Consider the following 18,587-nt stretch of genomic DNA (forward strand, 5'->3'; position numbering starts at 1 on the left):
CTTTTAAGAGCAACTGTGGTAGGAAGACAGAAAACTTTGTTTTATAAATTATTTTTTATTCGCTTTTATTTTCTGAATTAAATGCTTAATCGTTTCGTTTGCTAAAGAAAAATCGGTAGAAAAAATACATTTTTGTTGATAATTATGGTTCGTCAAATAACTTTCCGAATCCGTAATAACTAAATCATATTGCCCATTAGGATTATATTCTTCAATGCAAATTCCTTTTTCTATCAATAATTCAGCGACCAAATTCCTAAAATAATATTCTGTAAACATCGGATCTAAATATAGAGCAATCCCTATACGAATTTTCTGACTATAGACCAATTGAATATTCATGTATAAATAATACTTACTGATTAAAATTTCATTAGCAACAGCACCATCTCCTTCAAACTGTTGGTTAATTGTTTTTCTAATTTGTTCTTTATGAACGACAGGCGTGTCAATCAACTGTTCTTCGTCTAAATATTGAATTTCTCCTTTAAAAAAACAAACATTCACATGAGCACCATATAAATAATAGTTTCTAAAATCCCCTTCTTCATGGCTATTATTTTTTTTGAATTCATACAGGAGTATATTTAATCTTTTAGCAATAAGATCATTTTCAGAAAAAGATTCATTTAATAGATGCTTCCAAAAAATAGCATGTTTAGGAACTAAATAATTGCTTATCATAAAAATAAATGTGTAGGCCAATTCTGATAAAGAAAGTTGAATACCAAGTTTATAAAAAAAAGGCTTAATAATCGCAACAAATTGATGAAATGTTGTTTTATTGATGACAAAATTGTATAACCGATTTGAGATATTTGTTGATTTTTTTTGCCTACCAATAAAGTAAGTAAACCAGAACAATAATTTTGCTTTTTGACAGTAATTAAAATGACTTTCTAAATGAGCTTCCAAGAAAGCAATTAATTTTTCTAATTGACTCGTATGTTTGGTTTTCAAATATAAATATTTTTCTGGATAAATATTTTGATAGAACTGTTGCCTAAAATATTGAAGTTGACCTTCATTTCCTACTAATTTACAATTCCGTATAATTAAATTGAATTCATTAAGTAAGTTATTTATTTGTTTTAGTCGTCGAAAAAAATTTGCTCGACTGATCGCATTTTGACGTATGCATTTTTCAACAGTTATGTGATTATCATTTAGAATAGAATCTAAAATTTTAAAATTAACCGAAGTCGTTACATATTCAGATAGAATATTTATTTTTAAATTTTTAAATTTTCTATCTATAAAATAACACTTTGTATAGGGATCAAATAAAATAATATCTCCACTATTTACATAAACTGTTACACGTTCATTGATTGAATCAATCATGGTTTTCAGTGTTCGACTAGTGACAAAAAAATTTTCTAAAAGTTCTTTTTTGCTGACACTACAGTCTCTATCAAAGATATAAGTGATTAATTTATATTCAAAAAGGTCATGGCTATCTAATAATTGGAACTTTTTTACCATTTTCCACTCCTTTTCTTTAATTACGCAACAACTTTAAATACTTCTCTCTTTCTTAAGATAGCGTTTTCTTTTAAAAACAACCTCAAGCAATTCTTCTTATGACTGTCGGATCAACATAAACAGAGAAACACTAACCGAAAATACCGAATATTTTATAGAACAGAAAATATGTAGCTATAAATTTACCTACATACTTAGATATATATTGATTCAAAAAAGAATAACTATAAAAATAGTTGAGTAACAAATTGGTAAGTATGGAAAAGTCCCTATAAAACAATTCTGTGAGTAGTAATTATTTTTACAAAAAGTAATTTGCTTGTTTTGCCTTGACTAAGTAAAAATATTTATATGATTAAACAACTAAACACAGGCTTAGTTTACTTTAAATAACTTTTTTGTACTGTTCTCATTAAAAATAATGGTTCTTTTTAGTCAATTACATAAAGTAAGTTTAATGTTAGTTTTCTTTATGCAATTTCACTAACCACTCCTCAAAAAAGTATGATTAATTTTAAAATAACGAATATCTTCAATAGTATCCACCATATGTTTGATTTATCAAATATTCCTATCCCTTTCCTTGTTTTGAAAAATAGTGAGAGTAAGTAACGGTTCTTCCGTATATTCTTTTGTTTTTTTATATTGTTCATTCCAGTAAAAATATCATTCCAAAACTAGTAAAAATTTTATTCAATCTATTTTGATTGTTTTCTTTTTAACCAATTTTATCACTTAACAGTCCACCTATAACTAATTTAAGCGAGGTGTTTTTTCCCATAATACAACTATATTTTCTAAAGTTACAACAAATTTTAGATATTTCTATTCATGTTTTTTCATTCTATTTTATCTCTTTTATAAGAGACGATACAAGAAAAAATTATTTTCGTCATTTATTTATTTTTCATGACTTTTCCCGTTAATACTTTCTACTTATTTCCTTCATAAAAAATCTCAAATAACGAATCATATTTAGCTTTTTTAGAGATTAATCTATGTATTAAATCCCGTATAGTAAACAAAATCATTATTTTTATTTTTTATATCTTTATAATTTTTATAGCTAATATAAAATCACAAAAATTCAGAGGATATCGTTATGGAAAAAGAAGTTTTAAATATGATTATAAATAAAAAAATTAAGCGTTTAACTCTTTTACTCCTATCTACACAAGAAGGACTTACCTTTACAAGTGAAGAACTAGAAAAACGATTAAATGTAACTAAAATTACGTTAAAAAGAGATCTACAAGAACTAAAGGAGTTATATCCAATACAGTTAACCATTGAAATCAGTGAGTTAATTACGATTCAAGTAAATGAAGACTACACGATTTTAGAGCTAGTAAAGCCTCTTTTATTAGAAGATCCTGCGTTAATTATTTTTTTTAAATTAATTTCCAATGAATCACTCAATTTTTTTGAATGTTGCAAGGAGTTATTTATATCTGAAACCACCTTGAAAAGATACATTATTGTTATTAATCAATATTTAACCAGATATGGCATTAAGTTAAGTTATTTTCCGATTCGTTTTATCGGTTCTGAGATAAATATTAGAACTTTTTATGTACATCTTTTAGAAAGTTTTGATTATTTAAAGATAGATTTTCAAAAAGAATTAATCTTATCTTTTTGTATAGAGTTTGAGCAAAAATTGGTTAAAACGTCAATGAAAAATTTAGAAATCAATTTTGAAAAATTTTTTTTATGGTTGTCTACTACTGCGTTACGTACCAAAATGCAGCATTTTATAAAACTATCTGATATTAATTTAGATATAATTGAAAAAACAGACTTACACCAACTAATTGAAGAACATTTAAAAAACAGTTACTTTTTACAAGACATACCTGAAATTGAACAAAAATTTATTTATCTTATTTTATGGGGATGCATTGAAAATGACTTTTCTTTTTTATTTCTCAAACAATCTTCCGAATTAATAGCAAGTCTAAAAACCAATAATTTATTTATTGAATCAATGACAAAAGAACTCGAACGATCATTTTGCCTTACTGAAAATAATGCTAACACAAACAATATCTTTCATACTATTTTATATACTTTTTTTGTATTAAAAAGACTTAGTCAGATTTTGCCAGATTATTATCTACTTCATACAGAAATAAATAATTATCTCCTGTATTATCATTATGATTTGTATAAAAAATGGCAACAATTTATTAATAAATTCCCATTGCTCTTTGACCACTCAGTGGACATTCAAATACTAGGTCTGAAGTACACGTTGCTTTCATTAATCAAAGACTGGATGAAATTACAAACGTATAAAATAGCTATAGATTTAAACATTCCTTCTACTTATCGTTTGCTCATTCTTTCAACTTTTAAAGAAAGTTTGAGTGTTTATCATATGGATATTCAACCAATTCAGTTATCTCCTTCTAAGCTAAGTTGCTTATTACATCCATTTGATTTACTAATTACCAACTATCCTCTGGAACTTCCGCCAAAAGCGCCTATTCATTTTCAATTATGTAAATATCCTACAGTGCAAGAGATAGAACAAACAATTAAGAAAATCATTCAATTAAAAAAACAATCGATGCATTCTTTACGTGATCTATAAAATACCAAAATAAATAGTAATGTAATTATTTAATTTTACAGAAATCATTTTTTCTGATTATGTATCATAGTTTTTATTTTTCCTTTTCGATAAAAATTGAACAAAAATTTTTTGTTCATACCATCCTCAAATATTTTTTCCTCCTCTACGTAAATTTAACGTTTATCGTTCTAGTCAGATTATAATCAACTTCTCTTTCATAATGTAAAAATCTATTCAAGAAGTAAGCACCGTCTCATCGCTTATTTCTTGAATAGTCCTTGTCATTTATTTAAATCAAACGATTATTTCTTGGTAAATATTTTTCCAGTTACTTTCTTTTCTAACATTACTTGATCAAATACTAATCAAGTAGGAACATTTTTATTCGGTTTCCTAATTACTGCTTTAACAGGATATCGGTCTGAAAAATCTACATGTTTAGAACCATTATTTATCATTACTTGATAATCCATATGGCTAGCTTCAGATTTTATTTCCACTGGATCTACAATATTTCATTCATTTACCAATTAACAATTTATTCTTCCTGTTTCATATTTCAATTACTCCATTTTTTAATTCATTTGGATGACTTTAAACACTGTGTTTATTCTGTTATCTTTATTTATATATGTTCGATAAAAATGAGTGTCTTCTAAAAGTTCTTCTGTACACACAAGTTTGAAGTAATTTGTCATCTCTTTATGGTAAATTTTTTCATAAATCAGTTCAATGTCTTGAAAATAAAAAAATGTTTTTTGATATATTTTTAGATAACGAAAAAGTTCTTGTAAAAAAATTTTATCCATTTTTTTATTCCACTCCTTTCCTTGCTATGTTGTTAATCATAACAAATTCGTACAAAATACATCTCATTCTTTCCACCTTTATTCTAACTTTTCAACTATATGGTAAAAATTCTAAATAACATTTTATACGTAAAAAAATGAGATTTTTTTGAAGCTTTTTTAGATTATCATTTTATTTATATAAATGAATCATCTGTTCTATATTCGTCTCAGGAAGAATGTTAACAAGTGATAGATCATTTGAATCTATTTTTTATACTTTTTTTGAATGGTATTTTTTTAACTTGGATGAACGGCTAATAATAAAATAAATTTATTTCCTATTTAGCCTAAATAATTGTTTTGGAAAGTCGTGTGTTCTGCTAAGAGAAGAAAAATTTAGCATCACTAGCGTAAATAAGAGAACATCGTCCTACTATTTTTAAACTGCTAATAAAAAACACCCCTCTTTGCCAGTCTCTTATTTTGCAAATTTTCATTCAAAAATCGAGGTTTTATTTTCAACAAGTGATTGTATATTCTTTTTAGTCAAATAGAAATAAATGGCGCCTTATTTTTATTTGAACCAATGAAAATTTCTTGTAGCTAAATAAAAAAGAAGTCACTCCACAGAACTAGGGGAGGTTCGTGTTCACTTTTGTCCTTTCTGGAAAGAGCACAGCACAGATGACTTCAAATTAAGACTTGATAAATAATAAACAGGTCGGGGGAAATCGTTTTCTCATTCAACAAATAATATTTTTATTTAACTGTAAGGAGGCGAATTAAGTAAAAATAGCTTTAGTCATTGCTCAAATATCTCAATTTATTGAAAGCGTGGTGTATTTGGATAATCCAGATTTATGCTATTTACAAAAAAACAAATGAAGCATCTATAAATAATGGATTCTACTAAATATAACTGGTTAGAATTTATGGATAATGAAGCTGCGTATAGCAGAATGTAAACAATAGCAAACGCTACGAAGGAATTGAGAAATGTGTACTAAAAATGCCTGATAACATTTATTATTTCTAAAATCATCAGTAAGGAGACTATAACTGGATGATTATAGGAATTTGGGATCTCAAACAATTATGGTGATACACCTGTTGAAGATCAAGAATACTATTTTTTTGATATCACAGATAATGATTGTATAAACGATTTCTTAAAATGGGCATTTATAAGGGTAAAAAGCTAGACTGATATGTGGACATTTGAACGTTAAAATGAATTTCCAAAGATATATGCTTATCATATAAGTAAGTTACATGGATATCTCCATTAGAGCTGATACAAATAATACATCTTCATTAGCAGTTAATGAGATAGAAGTTAAATTCCTTATTATTTTTGAAAAGTTATACGATAAAAATAGTTATTAACAATCCTAGAAATCATTTTTATAAAATCTATCAGGGTGGTTGAAAGAATAGCGAATATTTTTCTTTTAGTGACTTGGTACATTTCAATAAGATCAAGTACTTCTCTTATTTTTAGATAAAAAAACAGAGCCGAGATTTTCTCTCCGCTCTGTTTTTTATTTCTTGTCAAATCTATTTTGTTTGTTCATTCATGGCATCTTCTGCGGCCATTTGTGCTTCGATATCAGAAATACTATAAACATTTTCACTGGCAACGCCAACTTCTTTTGGTTCCATGTTACGGTAACGTGCCATACCAGTACCAGCTGGGATGATTTTACCGATGATAACATTTTCTTTCAAACCAAGAAGTGGATCCTTCTTACCGCGGATCGCAGCATCCGTCAAGACACGCGTTGTTTCTTGGAATGATGCGGCAGATAAGAAGCTGTTTGTTTCTAGTGATGCTTTTGTAATACCTAGCAAGACTGGACGAGATGTTGCAGGAACACCACCAGCTACTAACGTGTTGTAGTTTTGGTCTTTGAAGTCTGCGATATCTAATAATGTACCTGGTAAGATATCTGTATCGCCTGGATCCATTACTCGGACTTTACGTAACATTTGACGAACCATTACTTCGATATGTTTATCGCCGATTTCTACCCCTTGCATACGGTAAACACGTTGTACTTCACGGAGCAAGTAATTTTCTACAGACAATACATCACGAACTTGCAACAATTGTTTAGGATCAATTGACCCTTCTGTAAGTGGTGCCCCACGGTGGATCGTATCGCCTTCACTAACTTTCATACGAGCTGTATAAGGAACAGTATACGTACGTGTATCTGTCTTCCCTTTAATTGTTACTTCTTTTGTACGTGTTGAAGAATCTTCAGAGATATCAATGACATCTCCTGTTACTTCTGTAATCACAGCTTGCCCTTTTGGATTACGAGCTTCAAAGATTTCTTGGACACGAGGGAGACCTTGAGTGATATCGTCTCCGGCTACCCCACCTGTATGGAACGTACGCATGGTTAACTGAGTACCTGGTTCACCGATTGATTGAGCGGCGATCGTACCAACTGCTTCCCCGACTTCAACGTCAGAACCAGTTGCCAAGTTACGTCCATAACAATGTTTGCAGACACCATGTTTCGTGTTACATGTGAAGACAGAACGAATTGTTACTGTTTCAACACCTGCATCAACAATTTGTTTTGCTACATCTTCAGAGATCAATTGATTCCCAGCAATGATTAATTCATTTGTTTCTGGATGACGAACTTCTTTACGTGTGTAACGTCCAATTAAACGATCTTCTAATGATTCGATGATTTCATTACCTTCACGAATAGCTTGAATTTCAAGACCACGATCCGTGCCACAATCTTCTTCACGGATGATAACATCTTGGGCAACATCAACCAAACGACGAGTAAGATAACCTGAATCGGCTGTCTTCAAGGCTGTATCGGTCATCCCTTTACGAGCACCATGCGTTGAGATAAACATTTCTAAGACAGAAAGACCTTCACGGAAGTTTGAAATGATCGGTAATTCCATGATTCGGCCATTCGGAGCGGCCATTAATCCACGCATACCAGCAAGCTGAGTAAAGTTGGAAATATTACCACGGGCTCCAGAGTCAGACATCATGAAGATTGGGTTTTTCGCTTCTAAACCTTCCATCAGTTTTTGTTGGATGCTGTCTTTTGCCGCATTCCAAACAGCGATTACGCGTTCATAACGTTCATCATCAGTAATCAATCCACGACGGAATTGTTTTGTAATTGTTTCAACTTGTTTATGAGCATTTTCAATAATGCCTTGTTTTTCATTCAACACACTGATATCTGCGATACCTACTGTAATACCTGCATGTGTGGAATGTTTGTATCCTAAGTCTTTCATACGGTCAAGCATCTTAGAAGTTTCTGTTACTTTGAAACGTTTGAAGACTTCCGCAATGATATTTCCAAGATTTTTCTTCTTGAATGGTAAGACTAATTCTTGCTCTTTAATATGAGCAGGAATATCTGTTCCAGCTTCAACAAAATATTTATCCGGCGTTTGGACAGTTAAATTGAAATCTGTTGGTTCGTTCAAGTAAGGGAATTCTGGTGGCATGATTTCATTAAAGATAATCTTACCTACAGTTGTGATCATCGTACGTTCTTTTTGCCATTCAGTAAATGGTTTTTCACCTAATGAATTAGGGTTCACACCAATTCTTGAATGTAAATGAACGTAGCCATTGCGCCATGCGATGACTGCTTCGTTTTGATCACGAAAGACCATTCCTTCGCCTTCTCTTCCTTCTTCTTCCATTGTTAGGTAATAGTTACCTAAAACCATATCTTGGGAAGGAGTAACAACTGGTTTTCCGTCTTTTGGATTCAAGATGTTTTGAGCGGCAAGCATTAACATCCGCGCTTCTGCTTGAGCTTCTTCGTTCAATGGTACGTGAACGGCCATTTGGTCTCCATCAAAATCGGCATTATAAGCTTCACATACAAGTGGATGCAAACGAATCGCACGACCTTGTACTAAGACAGGCTCAAATGCTTGGATACCTAGTCTGTGAAGCGTAGGTGCTCGGTTAAGTAATACTGGATGTTCTTTGATTACGTCTTCCAATACATCCCAAACTTCGTCTTCTTGACGTTCGATTTTACGTTTCGCATTTTTGATATTTGAAGCAAGTTCTCTTTGAACCAGTTCACGCATCACAAATGGTTTGAATAGTTCGATCGCCATTTCTTTTGGTAAACCACATTGATACATTTTCAAGAATGGTCCAACAACGATAACTGAACGACCTGAATAGTCAACACGTTTACCTAGTAAGTTTTGACGGAATCGTCCTTGTTTCCCTTTCAACATATGAGAAAGAGATTTCAATGGTCGATTACCTGGTCCAGTCACTGGACGGCCACGACGACCGTTATCGATCAATGCATCTACTGCTTCTTGTAACATACGTTTTTCATTTTGCACAATGATTCCAGGAGCATTTAAGTCTAACAAGCGTTTCAAACGATTATTACGGTTAATTACTCGACGATAAAGATCATTTAAATCACTTGTCGCAAAACGTCCACCTTCTAGTTGAATCATTGGACGTAAATCTGGTGGGATGACTGGAATAACGTCCATAACCATCCAACTTGGTTCATTTCCAGAAGCACGGAAAGCTTCTAAAATGTCCAAACGACGGATTGCACGTGTCCGTTTTTGTCCTTGTGCAGATTTCAATTCTTCTTTTAATTCAGCAACTTCCGCATCTAAATCAACACTATCTAGTAATTGTTTGATTGCTTCAGCACCCATTGCTGCTTGGAACTCTTGTCCATATTGTTCACGTTTTTCACGGTATTCACGTTCCGTCAACAACTGTTTTTTCTCTAAGTTTGTGTTTCCTGGTTCAATCACAACATAAGAAGCAAAATAAATGATTTCTTCCAAAGCACGTGGGCTCATGTCTAAAACAAGTCCCATACGAGAAGGAATCCCTTTAAAGTACCAGATATGTGAAACAGGTGCTGCTAATTCAATGTGACCCATACGTTCACGACGTACTTTTGAACGTGTGACTTCCACACCACAGCGATCACAAACAATTCCTTTATAGCGGATACGTTTGTATTTTCCGCAGGCACATTCCCAGTCTTTTGTAGGACCAAAAATCCGCTCACAGAACAACCCTTCGCGTTCAGGTTTCAAGGTACGATAGTTAATCGTCTCAGGTTTTTTTACTTCACCATAAGACCAGCTTCTGATTTTTTCGGGAGAAGCCAAACCTATTTGCATACTTTCGAATTTATTTACATCGATCAAAAGGGGTTCCCTCCATTTCGTTTAATGGCAAAACCGTCAGGCGGCTGATCATCGACCGCCTCACAGTTCATAGACCGGATTAGTCTAAATTATCTTCTGCAGTTTCAAAGTTTTGGATGATATCTTGTCGTTCATCTTCTACTTGTTCAGCCGCTTTCTTTTCTAGTTCTTTGGCAGTTTGCTGTTCCGCAAATTTTGTCAAAGCATCAACGGTGATCAAATCATCGTCTTCGTCATCCATATCACGGAGTTCGATTTCAGTATCTTTGATATCTAAGACGCGCATATCCAATCCTAGTGATTGCAATTCTTTTACTAATACTCGGAATGATTCAGGTACACCTGGTTTTGGAATTGGTTCACCTTTAACGATCGCTTCATAAGTTTTCACACGACCAACAACGTCATCTGATTTGTATGTCAAAATTTCTTGTAGGGTATAAGCTGCACCGTAAGCTTCCAGTGCCCAAACTTCCATTTCCCCAAAACGTTGTCCACCAAATTGCGCTTTACCACCCAACGGTTGTTGTGTAACCAATGAGTAAGGTCCAATTGAACGAGCATGCAATTTATCATCAACCATGTGGGCTAGTTTGATCATATACATGACACCAACTGACACACGTCCATCAAATGGTTCTCCAGTACGACCATCATAAAGGATAGTTTTCGCGTCACTAGCCATACCAGCTTCACGAACGGTTTCCCATACATCTTCATCGCTTGCGCCATCAAATACTGGTGTTGCCACGTGGATACCTAACTGACGAGCAGCCATTCCTAAGTGTAATTCCAATACTTGTCCGATATTCATACGAGATGGTACCCCTAAAGGATTCAACATGATATCAATCGGTGTTCCATCTGGTAAGAATGGCATATCTTCTTCCGGCATAATACGGGATACAACCCCTTTATTTCCGTGACGACCAGCCATTTTATCACCTTCATGGATCTTACGTTTTTGAACAATATAAACACGTACTAACATGTTTACGCCTGGTGATAATTCGTCTCCTGCTTCACGAGTAAAGATTTTCACGTCATGAACGATTCCGCCGCCACCATGCGGTACACGGAGTGAAGTATCACGAACTTCACGAGCTTTTTCACCAAAAATAGCATGTAATAGACGTTCTTCAGCTGATAATTCAGTTACCCCTTTTGGTGTCACTTTACCAACCAGTAAGTCACCATCTTGCACTTCCGCACCAATCCGGATAATTCCCATTTCATCTAAATCTTTTAACGCATCTTCCCCAACATTAGGGATTTCACGAGTGATTTCTTCTGGCCCTAATTTTGTATCACGAGCTTCTGATTCATACTCTTCAATATGAATAGATGTATAAACGTCATCTTTTACCAAACGACGGCTCATGATGATCGCATCTTCGTAGTTGTAACCTTCCCAAGTCATAAATCCAACTAAAACATTTTGTCCTAGTGCCATTTCACCTTGTTCCATAGAAGGACCATCAGCTAATGTATCACCTTTTTCGACTTTTTCACCTAAGTGAACGATTGGGCGTTGGTTGTAACTTGTTCCTGAGTTTGAACGACGGAATTTTGTGACCGCATATTTATCTAGTGCTCCGTTGTCACGACGAACACGAATTTCAGAGGCATCAACAAATTCAACGACTCCATCATGTTTACATAATAAAGCAGCTCCTGAGTCATGAGCAGATTTGTATTCCATACCAGTACCAACCCATGGTGCTTGTGGATTGATTAACGGCACTGCTTGACGTTGCATGTTTGCACCCATCAAGGCACGGTTCGAGTCATCGTTTTCCAAGAAAGGAATACATGCTGTCGCAACCGCAACTACTTGTTTAGGAGAAACGTCCATGTAATCTACTTTATCGATTGAAACTTCTAAGTTCTCACTTTGAGCACGAGCCATGACAACTTCTTCAGCAAACGTTCCATCTTCGTTCAACAAGCTGTTTGCTTGGGCAACAATATAATGGTCTTCGATGTCTGCAGTTAAATAATCGATTTGGTCTGTCACACGACCTGTTTCACGATCCACACGACGGTATGGTGTTTCAATAAAACCAAATTTATTTACTTTTGCATAACTTGACAAACTATTGATCAACCCAATATTTGGTCCTTCAGGTGTTTCAATCGGACACATACGGCCATAGTGAGAATAGTGAACGTCACGAACTTCGTAGCCGGCACGGTCACGTGTTAATCCACCAGGCCCTAAGGCTGAAAGACGGCGTTTGTGCGTCAACTCACCGAGAGGATTCGTTTGGTCCATGAACTGTGACAACTGAGAAGAGCCAAAGAATTCTTTGATACTTGCAACAACTGGACGGATATTGATCAATTGTTGAGGTGTTAATGTTTCTGTATCTTGAATGGACATTCTTTCACGCACCACACGTTCCATACGAGCTAACCCAATACGGAATTGGTTTTGTAAAAGTTCCCCAACTGAACGAATACGACGGTTACCTAAGTGATCAATATCATCCACATTGCCGATACCTTCCATCAAGTTCAAGAAATAACTCATTGAAGCAATGATGTCTGCTGGACGGACTGTTTTCACGGCTGCTTCTGGATAACCATTACCAATAACGTTGACTTCACGTTCTGGATCTTTTGGTGAAAAGACTTTGATTACTTGAACAGTCATTGGATCAGTAACTACACCGTCTTCTGATGGATAGTAAGTCACTGAATTTAAGCCATTTTCAAGGAAAGGTGCTAATGTTTCCATCACTTGATGAGTTAACACGGTTCCTTTTTCAATAATGATTTCACCAGTTTCTGGGTCAACCAATGTTTCTGCCAAAGTTAAGTTCAATAGACGAGTTTTCAAGTCTAATTTTTTATTTACTTTGTAACGACCAACGTTTGCTAAATCATAACGTTTTGGATCGAAGAAACGAGCATTTAATAAGTTACGAGAGCTATCTGCTGTTTTAGGCTCGCCTGGACGTAACCGTTCGTAGACGTCTTTCAAACCTTCTTCTGTTCTTGAGTCGCTCGCATTTTTGTGTAAATCTTTTTCAATTGTATTACGTAATGTTTCGCTGTCACCAAAAATTTCAAAGATGGTATCATCTGAACCAAAACCTAATGCACGAACTAAAACAGTTAATGGAATCTTACGTGTACGATCTATACGTACATATGAGATATCTTTTGCATCTGTTTCCATTTCTAGCCATGCGCCACGGTTAGGAATGACGGTTGAACCGAATCCTTCTTTTCCGTTTTTGTCTACTTTACCATGGAAGTAAACGCCTGGTGAACGAACCAACTGAGAAACGATTACTCGTTCCGCTCCGTTGATGATGAACGTTCCTTGTTCCGTCATTAATGGGAAATCACCAAAGAACACTTCTTGTGCTTTGATTTCACCTGTCTCACGGTTTGTTAGTCGTAAAGTAACATGTAAGGGCGCAGAGTAATTTGCGTCATGTGCGCGTGCTTCTGCTACAGTATACTTAGGTTCTTTCAATTCATAATCCACAAATTCCAAAGATAGATTGCCATTAAAGTCATCGATTGGCAAAATGTCTTCAAACATTTCTCTAAGTCCTTCATCTAAGAACCATTGGTAAGAGTCTGTTTGAATTTCGATCAAATTTGGTAATTCCAACACTTCACTGATTCGTGCGAAACTTCTACGTTCGCGATGTTTTCCGTATTTTACTACGTGTCCAGCCAAGCTCTTCACCCCTCTAAAATGTCATTCAAAAAGACTACCCGATCAATTGTTACAATAATATTAAAAATATTATATTTAAGTAACAACAGACATTTTTTGCGGCTTTTAGGCAAAAAAAAACCAAAAATAGAGCATCCATTTGAACCATTTCTCCATGCGCTTCTATTTTTGTTTCCTTATATTAAAGCCGAAACGGACAATATTTCGTTTCTGCCTTTACTTCATCAGATAGTTTTTGCAACTTCATATATTACACTCTTTTTTTACAAAAGTCAACACTTCCTGGCGTTTCATTTCACTTTTCCTCGCTTTTTCTTAAATTTTTCTTACTATAATGTGTCTTTCTAAATTTTAAGTTTTTTGGGAATTTTCTGAAATTTATTCTTGACACTTTATTTGCTCTTTCGCTATACTTAAGGAAGTAAACAATTTGTGGAGGAACTCTTTATGCGAATAAAAAACAATCAACTGACACCGACACAATTGAATAACTTTTACTTTAGCTACTTTAGATAGGTTTGTATTCATAGTTATGGATGCAAACACCAAACATTCGGTTTGTATCTATGATGGCTAAAGAACTTTGTATTACGCAAAGGCCACGTAGACATAACGCTAAGTGGCTAAGCGAAAAAGGACAAAGTAAACAAAGTTTCTTACTTTAACTTCTTTCGATGACTGAATCCATTTAGACGTTTTGTCTAAATGGATTTTTTGTTTTCAAAATTGAAGGAGGAAAAATAAATGAAAAAACAATTATTACTAGGGTTAGGCGCAACATTATTATTCGCACTTGGAGGATGTGGTTCTGCTGGGAACTCCACTGAGAAATCAGCGGACATGAAAACAATCGGCGTATTGCAACTTGTTCAACACAATTCACTTGATGCCAGTTACAAAGGATTTAAAGAAGGATTGGCAGAAAATGGCTACAAAGAAGGCGATAATTTAAAGATCGTTTATCAAAATGCACAAAACAATCAAGATAATCTCAAAAGTATGAGTGAAAAACTAGTAAAAGAACAGCCCGATCTATTATTAGGAATTGCTACTCCTGCTGCACAATCTCTGTTAAATGAAACAACGACGATTCCGATCACGGTAACTGCGGTGACTGATTTAGAAAAAGCTCATTTAGTCACTTCGAATGAAAAACCCGGAGGAAATGTGACGGGTACAACGGATATGGTGCCAATTGAAAAACAAATAGATTTATTATTACGTATCGTTCCCAACGCTAAAACAATCGGCATCATGTACAACAACGGTGAAGCAAACTCTAAAATCCAAGGTGATTTAGCCGAAAAAGCATTAAAAAAAGCAGGTGTAAAAGTCAAAGTGTTAACTGCTAATTCAACAAATGATGTTCAACAAGTCACGAAAAGCTTGGCAAAAGATGTCGATGGAATCTACATTCCAACTGATAATACATTTGCGAGTGCAGCAAGTGTCATCGGTGAAGTAGCGAAGGAAACAAAGACACCGATCGTTGCTGGTTCAGTTGATCAAGTCAAAGAAGGCGGTTTAGCAACGGTTGGAATTGATTATGAGGAATTAGGAAAACAAACTGGTAAGATGGCAGCTAAAATTCTAGATGGGAAAAAGCCAAGTGAACTTCCTGTCGAAACCGCTGATGATCTTTCATTATATGTCAATGAAGAGATGGCAAAAGCAATTGGGATCGACCCATCAACGATCAAAGAAGCGGAATAATTTTAATGGAGGATTATCATGACAAATATTATTAGTATCTTTTTATCTTCTGCTTCACAAGGTGTCCTTTGGGCATTGCTTGCCATCGGCGTATTTCTTACTTTCCGTATTTTAGATATCGCTGATCTAACTGCTGAAGGAAGTTTTCCTTTAGGTGCTGGCATTGCTGCTATGACCATCTCTAAGGGGATCAATCCATTTGTTGCTTGCCTGCTAGGCTTTTTAGGAGGTGCTTTAGCAGGTCTTGTTTCGGGGTTACTTCATACGAAACTTAAGATCCCTGCACTTTTAGCCGGAATTATTACAATGACTGGTCTTTATTCAGTCACTTCACGGGTAATGGGGGCGCCTAATATTTCTTTATTAGGACAAAAAACAGTTTTCACTTTATTGGAATCAACGGGACTTTCCAAAGTAAATGTCGTTTTAATTATTGGTTTAATTGTCGCTTTAGTTGTTGTCGTCCTACTTGTTTTATTTTTGAGAACAGAAACTGGACTTGCGATCCATGCCACCGGTGACAATTTAGCAATGAGTGAAGCAAACGGAATCAATACGGATACAATGAAAATTATCGGTTACATGATTTCAAATGGGTGCATCGCTTTAGCAGGATCTTTACTTGCACAAAATAATGGTTTTGCGGATTTAAACTCTGGGATTGGTACAATCGTTATTGGTTTGGCATCGATTATTATTGCTGAAGTACTCTTTAGAAACCAATCACTGCTACTGCGCCTATTGACTATTATTTTAGGTGCGGTGATTTATCGTTTTATTTTAGCATTAGTTTTTGAATTAAACGTACAACCAAGCGATTCAAAATTAGCCTCTGCGCTTGTGTTGGTCATCTGTCTATCTTTGCCACAAGTCCAACAAAAATTAAAATTACCTGCTCGCAAAAAAGTAACAGGAGGTCCCGCAAATGAGTGATGTCTTAACACTTCAATCCATTCATCATACCTTTGAAAAAGGAACAATCAATGAAAACCATGTGTTAAAAGGGATTAATCTTACCTTAAAACAAGGAGATTTCGTGACAATCATCGGGGGTAATGGTGCCGGTAAATCCACTTTGCTAAACAGTATCGCTGGTTCTTTTCCAGTTGATCAAGGTCATATCTTATTAAATGGAAAAGAAATCACCAAAAAATCAGTTGTCGCTCGTTCAAAAGATATTAGTCGTGTTTTTCAAGACCCTAAATTAGGCACAGCCGTTCGTTTGACCGTCGAAGAAAATTTAGCTTTAGCAATGAAACGCGGAAAAAAACGAGGCTTTTTCCGAGGCGTCAAACCACAAGATCGCACCTTTTTTAAAGAACAGTTGGCTCGTCTGAATCTTGGTTTAGAAAATCGTTTGACACCAGAAATCGGGTTACTTTCTGGTGGGCAACGACAAGCCATTACACTACTCATGGCAACTTTACAAAGACCTGAATTAATTTTACTAGACGAACATACTGCGGCACTTGATCCAGCCACTTCAAAAACAGTTATGGAACTCACTGAAAAATTGATCAATGAGCAACAACTAACCGCCTTCATGGTCACCCACGATATGGAAGACGCCATCCACTATGGCAATCGCTTGATCATGTTACATCAAGGTCAAATCGTAGTAGACATTCCACACGAAGAAAAGCAACATTTAACCGTCCCACATTTATTGGAAATGTTCAAACAAAACAGCGGAACCATCCTAAAAGATGACCAAGTACTGTTAAGTTAAAGGTTGTGAATCAAGCGATCAGCTCCGAGCAAATAAGCAATGATTTTCTAAAATAGCTTTTCATATTTTGGAAAATCTTTGCTTATTGTTGAGGAGTTGCTTGATGAACACCGTGGATAGGTTGTGACAGAAGCGCTTTGACCTGAGCAATAAGTCAAAGATTAGCTTTTGGGTATAGTTCAAATAGGCTGTAAAAAGGTTAGACTTCAGCAAGTACTGAAAGCGAGCAGGGAAAAATAGCTCTGTTGTAATCTCAACAGTGGGACTTCCAAAAATAACTTTTTTAGAGTAGATTTTTCTACTCTATTTTTATTTGAAAATTTTCTTAATTTACTTTGTTGGACTTATTGATACAATACTATTGAAAGGAGTTGCAATAGATGACGACAAAAGATAAAGTACTCCAACTATTAAAGGAATCACCTGATTTTCTTTCAGGAGAAAAAATAGCCCAACAACTACAAGTTTCCCGAACAAGCATTTGGAAAGCCATTAAAGAGTTAGAAAAAATAGGTTATCGTTTTGAGCATCAAGCCAAAGGTTATCGTTACTTGCCATCTGATGTGTTAGACGCCAAAGAAATTCGTCAAGAGTTACTCCCTTTTGAATCAAATTTAAAGGTTGTTGTTCTAGACCGTTCAGAATCTACTATGACAGATGCAAAACTTGCTGCGACCAAAGGAATAGGTCCCGCTCTATTTATCGCTGATACGCAAGAACAAGCCCATGGGCGATTTGGGCGTCCTTTTTTTGCAGCACCTGGTCAGGGAATCTACATGAGTTTATTAATTCATCCTCAAAAACGATTTGATGAATTACCACAGTATACAATTATCGCTGCTAGTGCTTGCGTGAAAGCAATAAAAGAGTTAACTGGAAAAGAATCTTCAATCAAATGGGTGAATGATATTTACTTGAATGGAAAGAAAATTAGTGGGATTTTATCTGAAGCAATCAGTGATATGGAAAGTGGCGGTATCAGCTCAATCATCATTGGCATCGGGCTGAATTTTTCAATTCCTCAAAAGTATTTTCCAGAGGAGATCCAACATAAAGCATCTTCTCTTTTTCCAGATGGGCAAAAGACAATCACACGCAATCAGTTGATTAGTCAAATTTGGAAAAATTTCTTTCTGTATCTTTCAGAAACAACCAACGATTATCTGACACTTTATCGGGAACAATCTTTTGTTTTAGGAAAAAAAGTGAGTTTTCATCAAAAAGGACAGCTCTATACAGGCATGGCTGAAAAAATCGGAGATCATGGTGAATTAATCGTCCGTATAGGTGAACAAACCATTCCCCTGTCTTCTGGCGAAATCAGTTTAAATTCCATTGAATAATCATTTGAATCAAAAAAGTGGGAAATGATCAGTTTTTATC

The 18,587-nt window shown here is 34.8% G+C and carries 9 protein-coding genes; 5 read left to right on the forward strand and 4 right to left on the reverse strand.

Annotation, left to right across the window (positions count from 1 at the left end; all coding sequences use genetic code 11):
* Nucleotides 1-48 precede the first annotated feature (48 nt).
* A complete protein-coding gene (locus EVI01_RS06330) occupies nt 49-1,485 on the reverse strand; it encodes a helix-turn-helix domain-containing protein (protein WP_010750072.1) in 1,437 nt (478 codons plus the stop codon).
* A 1,102-nt stretch (nt 1,486-2,587) separates the two neighbouring features.
* Between EVI01_RS06330 and EVI01_RS06335 the strand changes: the two genes are divergently transcribed.
* A complete protein-coding gene (locus EVI01_RS06335) occupies nt 2,588-4,081 on the forward strand; it encodes a helix-turn-helix domain-containing protein (protein ID WP_146811576.1) in 1,494 nt (497 codons plus the stop codon).
* A 557-nt stretch (nt 4,082-4,638) separates the two neighbouring features.
* Here EVI01_RS06335 and EVI01_RS06340 read toward each other — a convergent pair.
* The 3 genes from EVI01_RS06340 to rpoB form a co-directional block, all read right to left on the reverse strand.
* On the reverse strand, nt 4,639-4,872 hold the full coding sequence (locus tag EVI01_RS06340; protein WP_010750070.1) for a hypothetical protein: 234 nt from the start codon (nt 4,870-4,872) through the stop codon (nt 4,639-4,641).
* A 1,539-nt stretch (nt 4,873-6,411) separates the two neighbouring features.
* Nucleotides 6,412-10,065: a DNA-directed RNA polymerase subunit beta' gene (rpoC, locus tag EVI01_RS06345; RefSeq protein ID WP_010750069.1), complete on the reverse strand. Its 3,654-nt coding sequence runs from the start codon at nt 10,063-10,065 to the stop codon at nt 6,412-6,414.
* A gap of 79 nt (nt 10,066-10,144) precedes the next feature.
* The gene (gene rpoB / locus EVI01_RS06350; protein ID WP_010750068.1) at nt 10,145-13,762 is read right to left on the reverse strand and encodes a DNA-directed RNA polymerase subunit beta; all 3,618 of its coding nucleotides are present in this window, start codon (nt 13,760-13,762) and stop codon (nt 10,145-10,147) included.
* Nucleotides 13,763-14,506: 744 nt separating this feature from the next.
* Here rpoB and EVI01_RS06360 point away from each other — a divergent pair.
* The 4 genes from EVI01_RS06360 (at nt 14,507) to EVI01_RS06375 (ending at nt 18,547) form a co-directional block, all read left to right on the forward strand.
* Nucleotides 14,507-15,475: an ABC transporter substrate-binding protein gene (locus EVI01_RS06360; RefSeq protein ID WP_010750067.1), complete on the forward strand. Its 969-nt coding sequence runs from the start codon at nt 14,507-14,509 to the stop codon at nt 15,473-15,475.
* An 18-nt stretch (nt 15,476-15,493) separates the two neighbouring features.
* Nucleotides 15,494-16,408 carry an ABC transporter permease gene (locus EVI01_RS06365; RefSeq protein ID WP_010750066.1) on the forward strand — a complete coding sequence of 305 codons (915 nt, stop codon included), beginning with the start codon at nt 15,494-15,496 and terminating at the stop codon, nt 16,406-16,408.
* Complete coding sequence (locus tag EVI01_RS06370; RefSeq protein ID WP_010750065.1) at nt 16,401-17,204, forward strand: ABC transporter ATP-binding protein; 804 nt, start codon at nt 16,401-16,403, stop codon at nt 17,202-17,204. The genes EVI01_RS06365 and EVI01_RS06370 overlap by 8 nt, the downstream gene beginning before the upstream one ends.
* Before the next feature lie 380 nt (nt 17,205-17,584).
* Entirely contained in the window at nt 17,585-18,547 is a 963-nt protein-coding gene (locus EVI01_RS06375; RefSeq protein WP_010750064.1) for a biotin--[acetyl-CoA-carboxylase] ligase, read from the forward strand.
* Nucleotides 18,548-18,587: the final 40 nt, after the last annotated feature.

It is taken from the genome of Enterococcus villorum (assembly GCF_007990225.1).
GTDB classification, from domain to species: domain Bacteria; phylum Bacillota; class Bacilli; order Lactobacillales; family Enterococcaceae; genus Enterococcus_B; species Enterococcus_B villorum.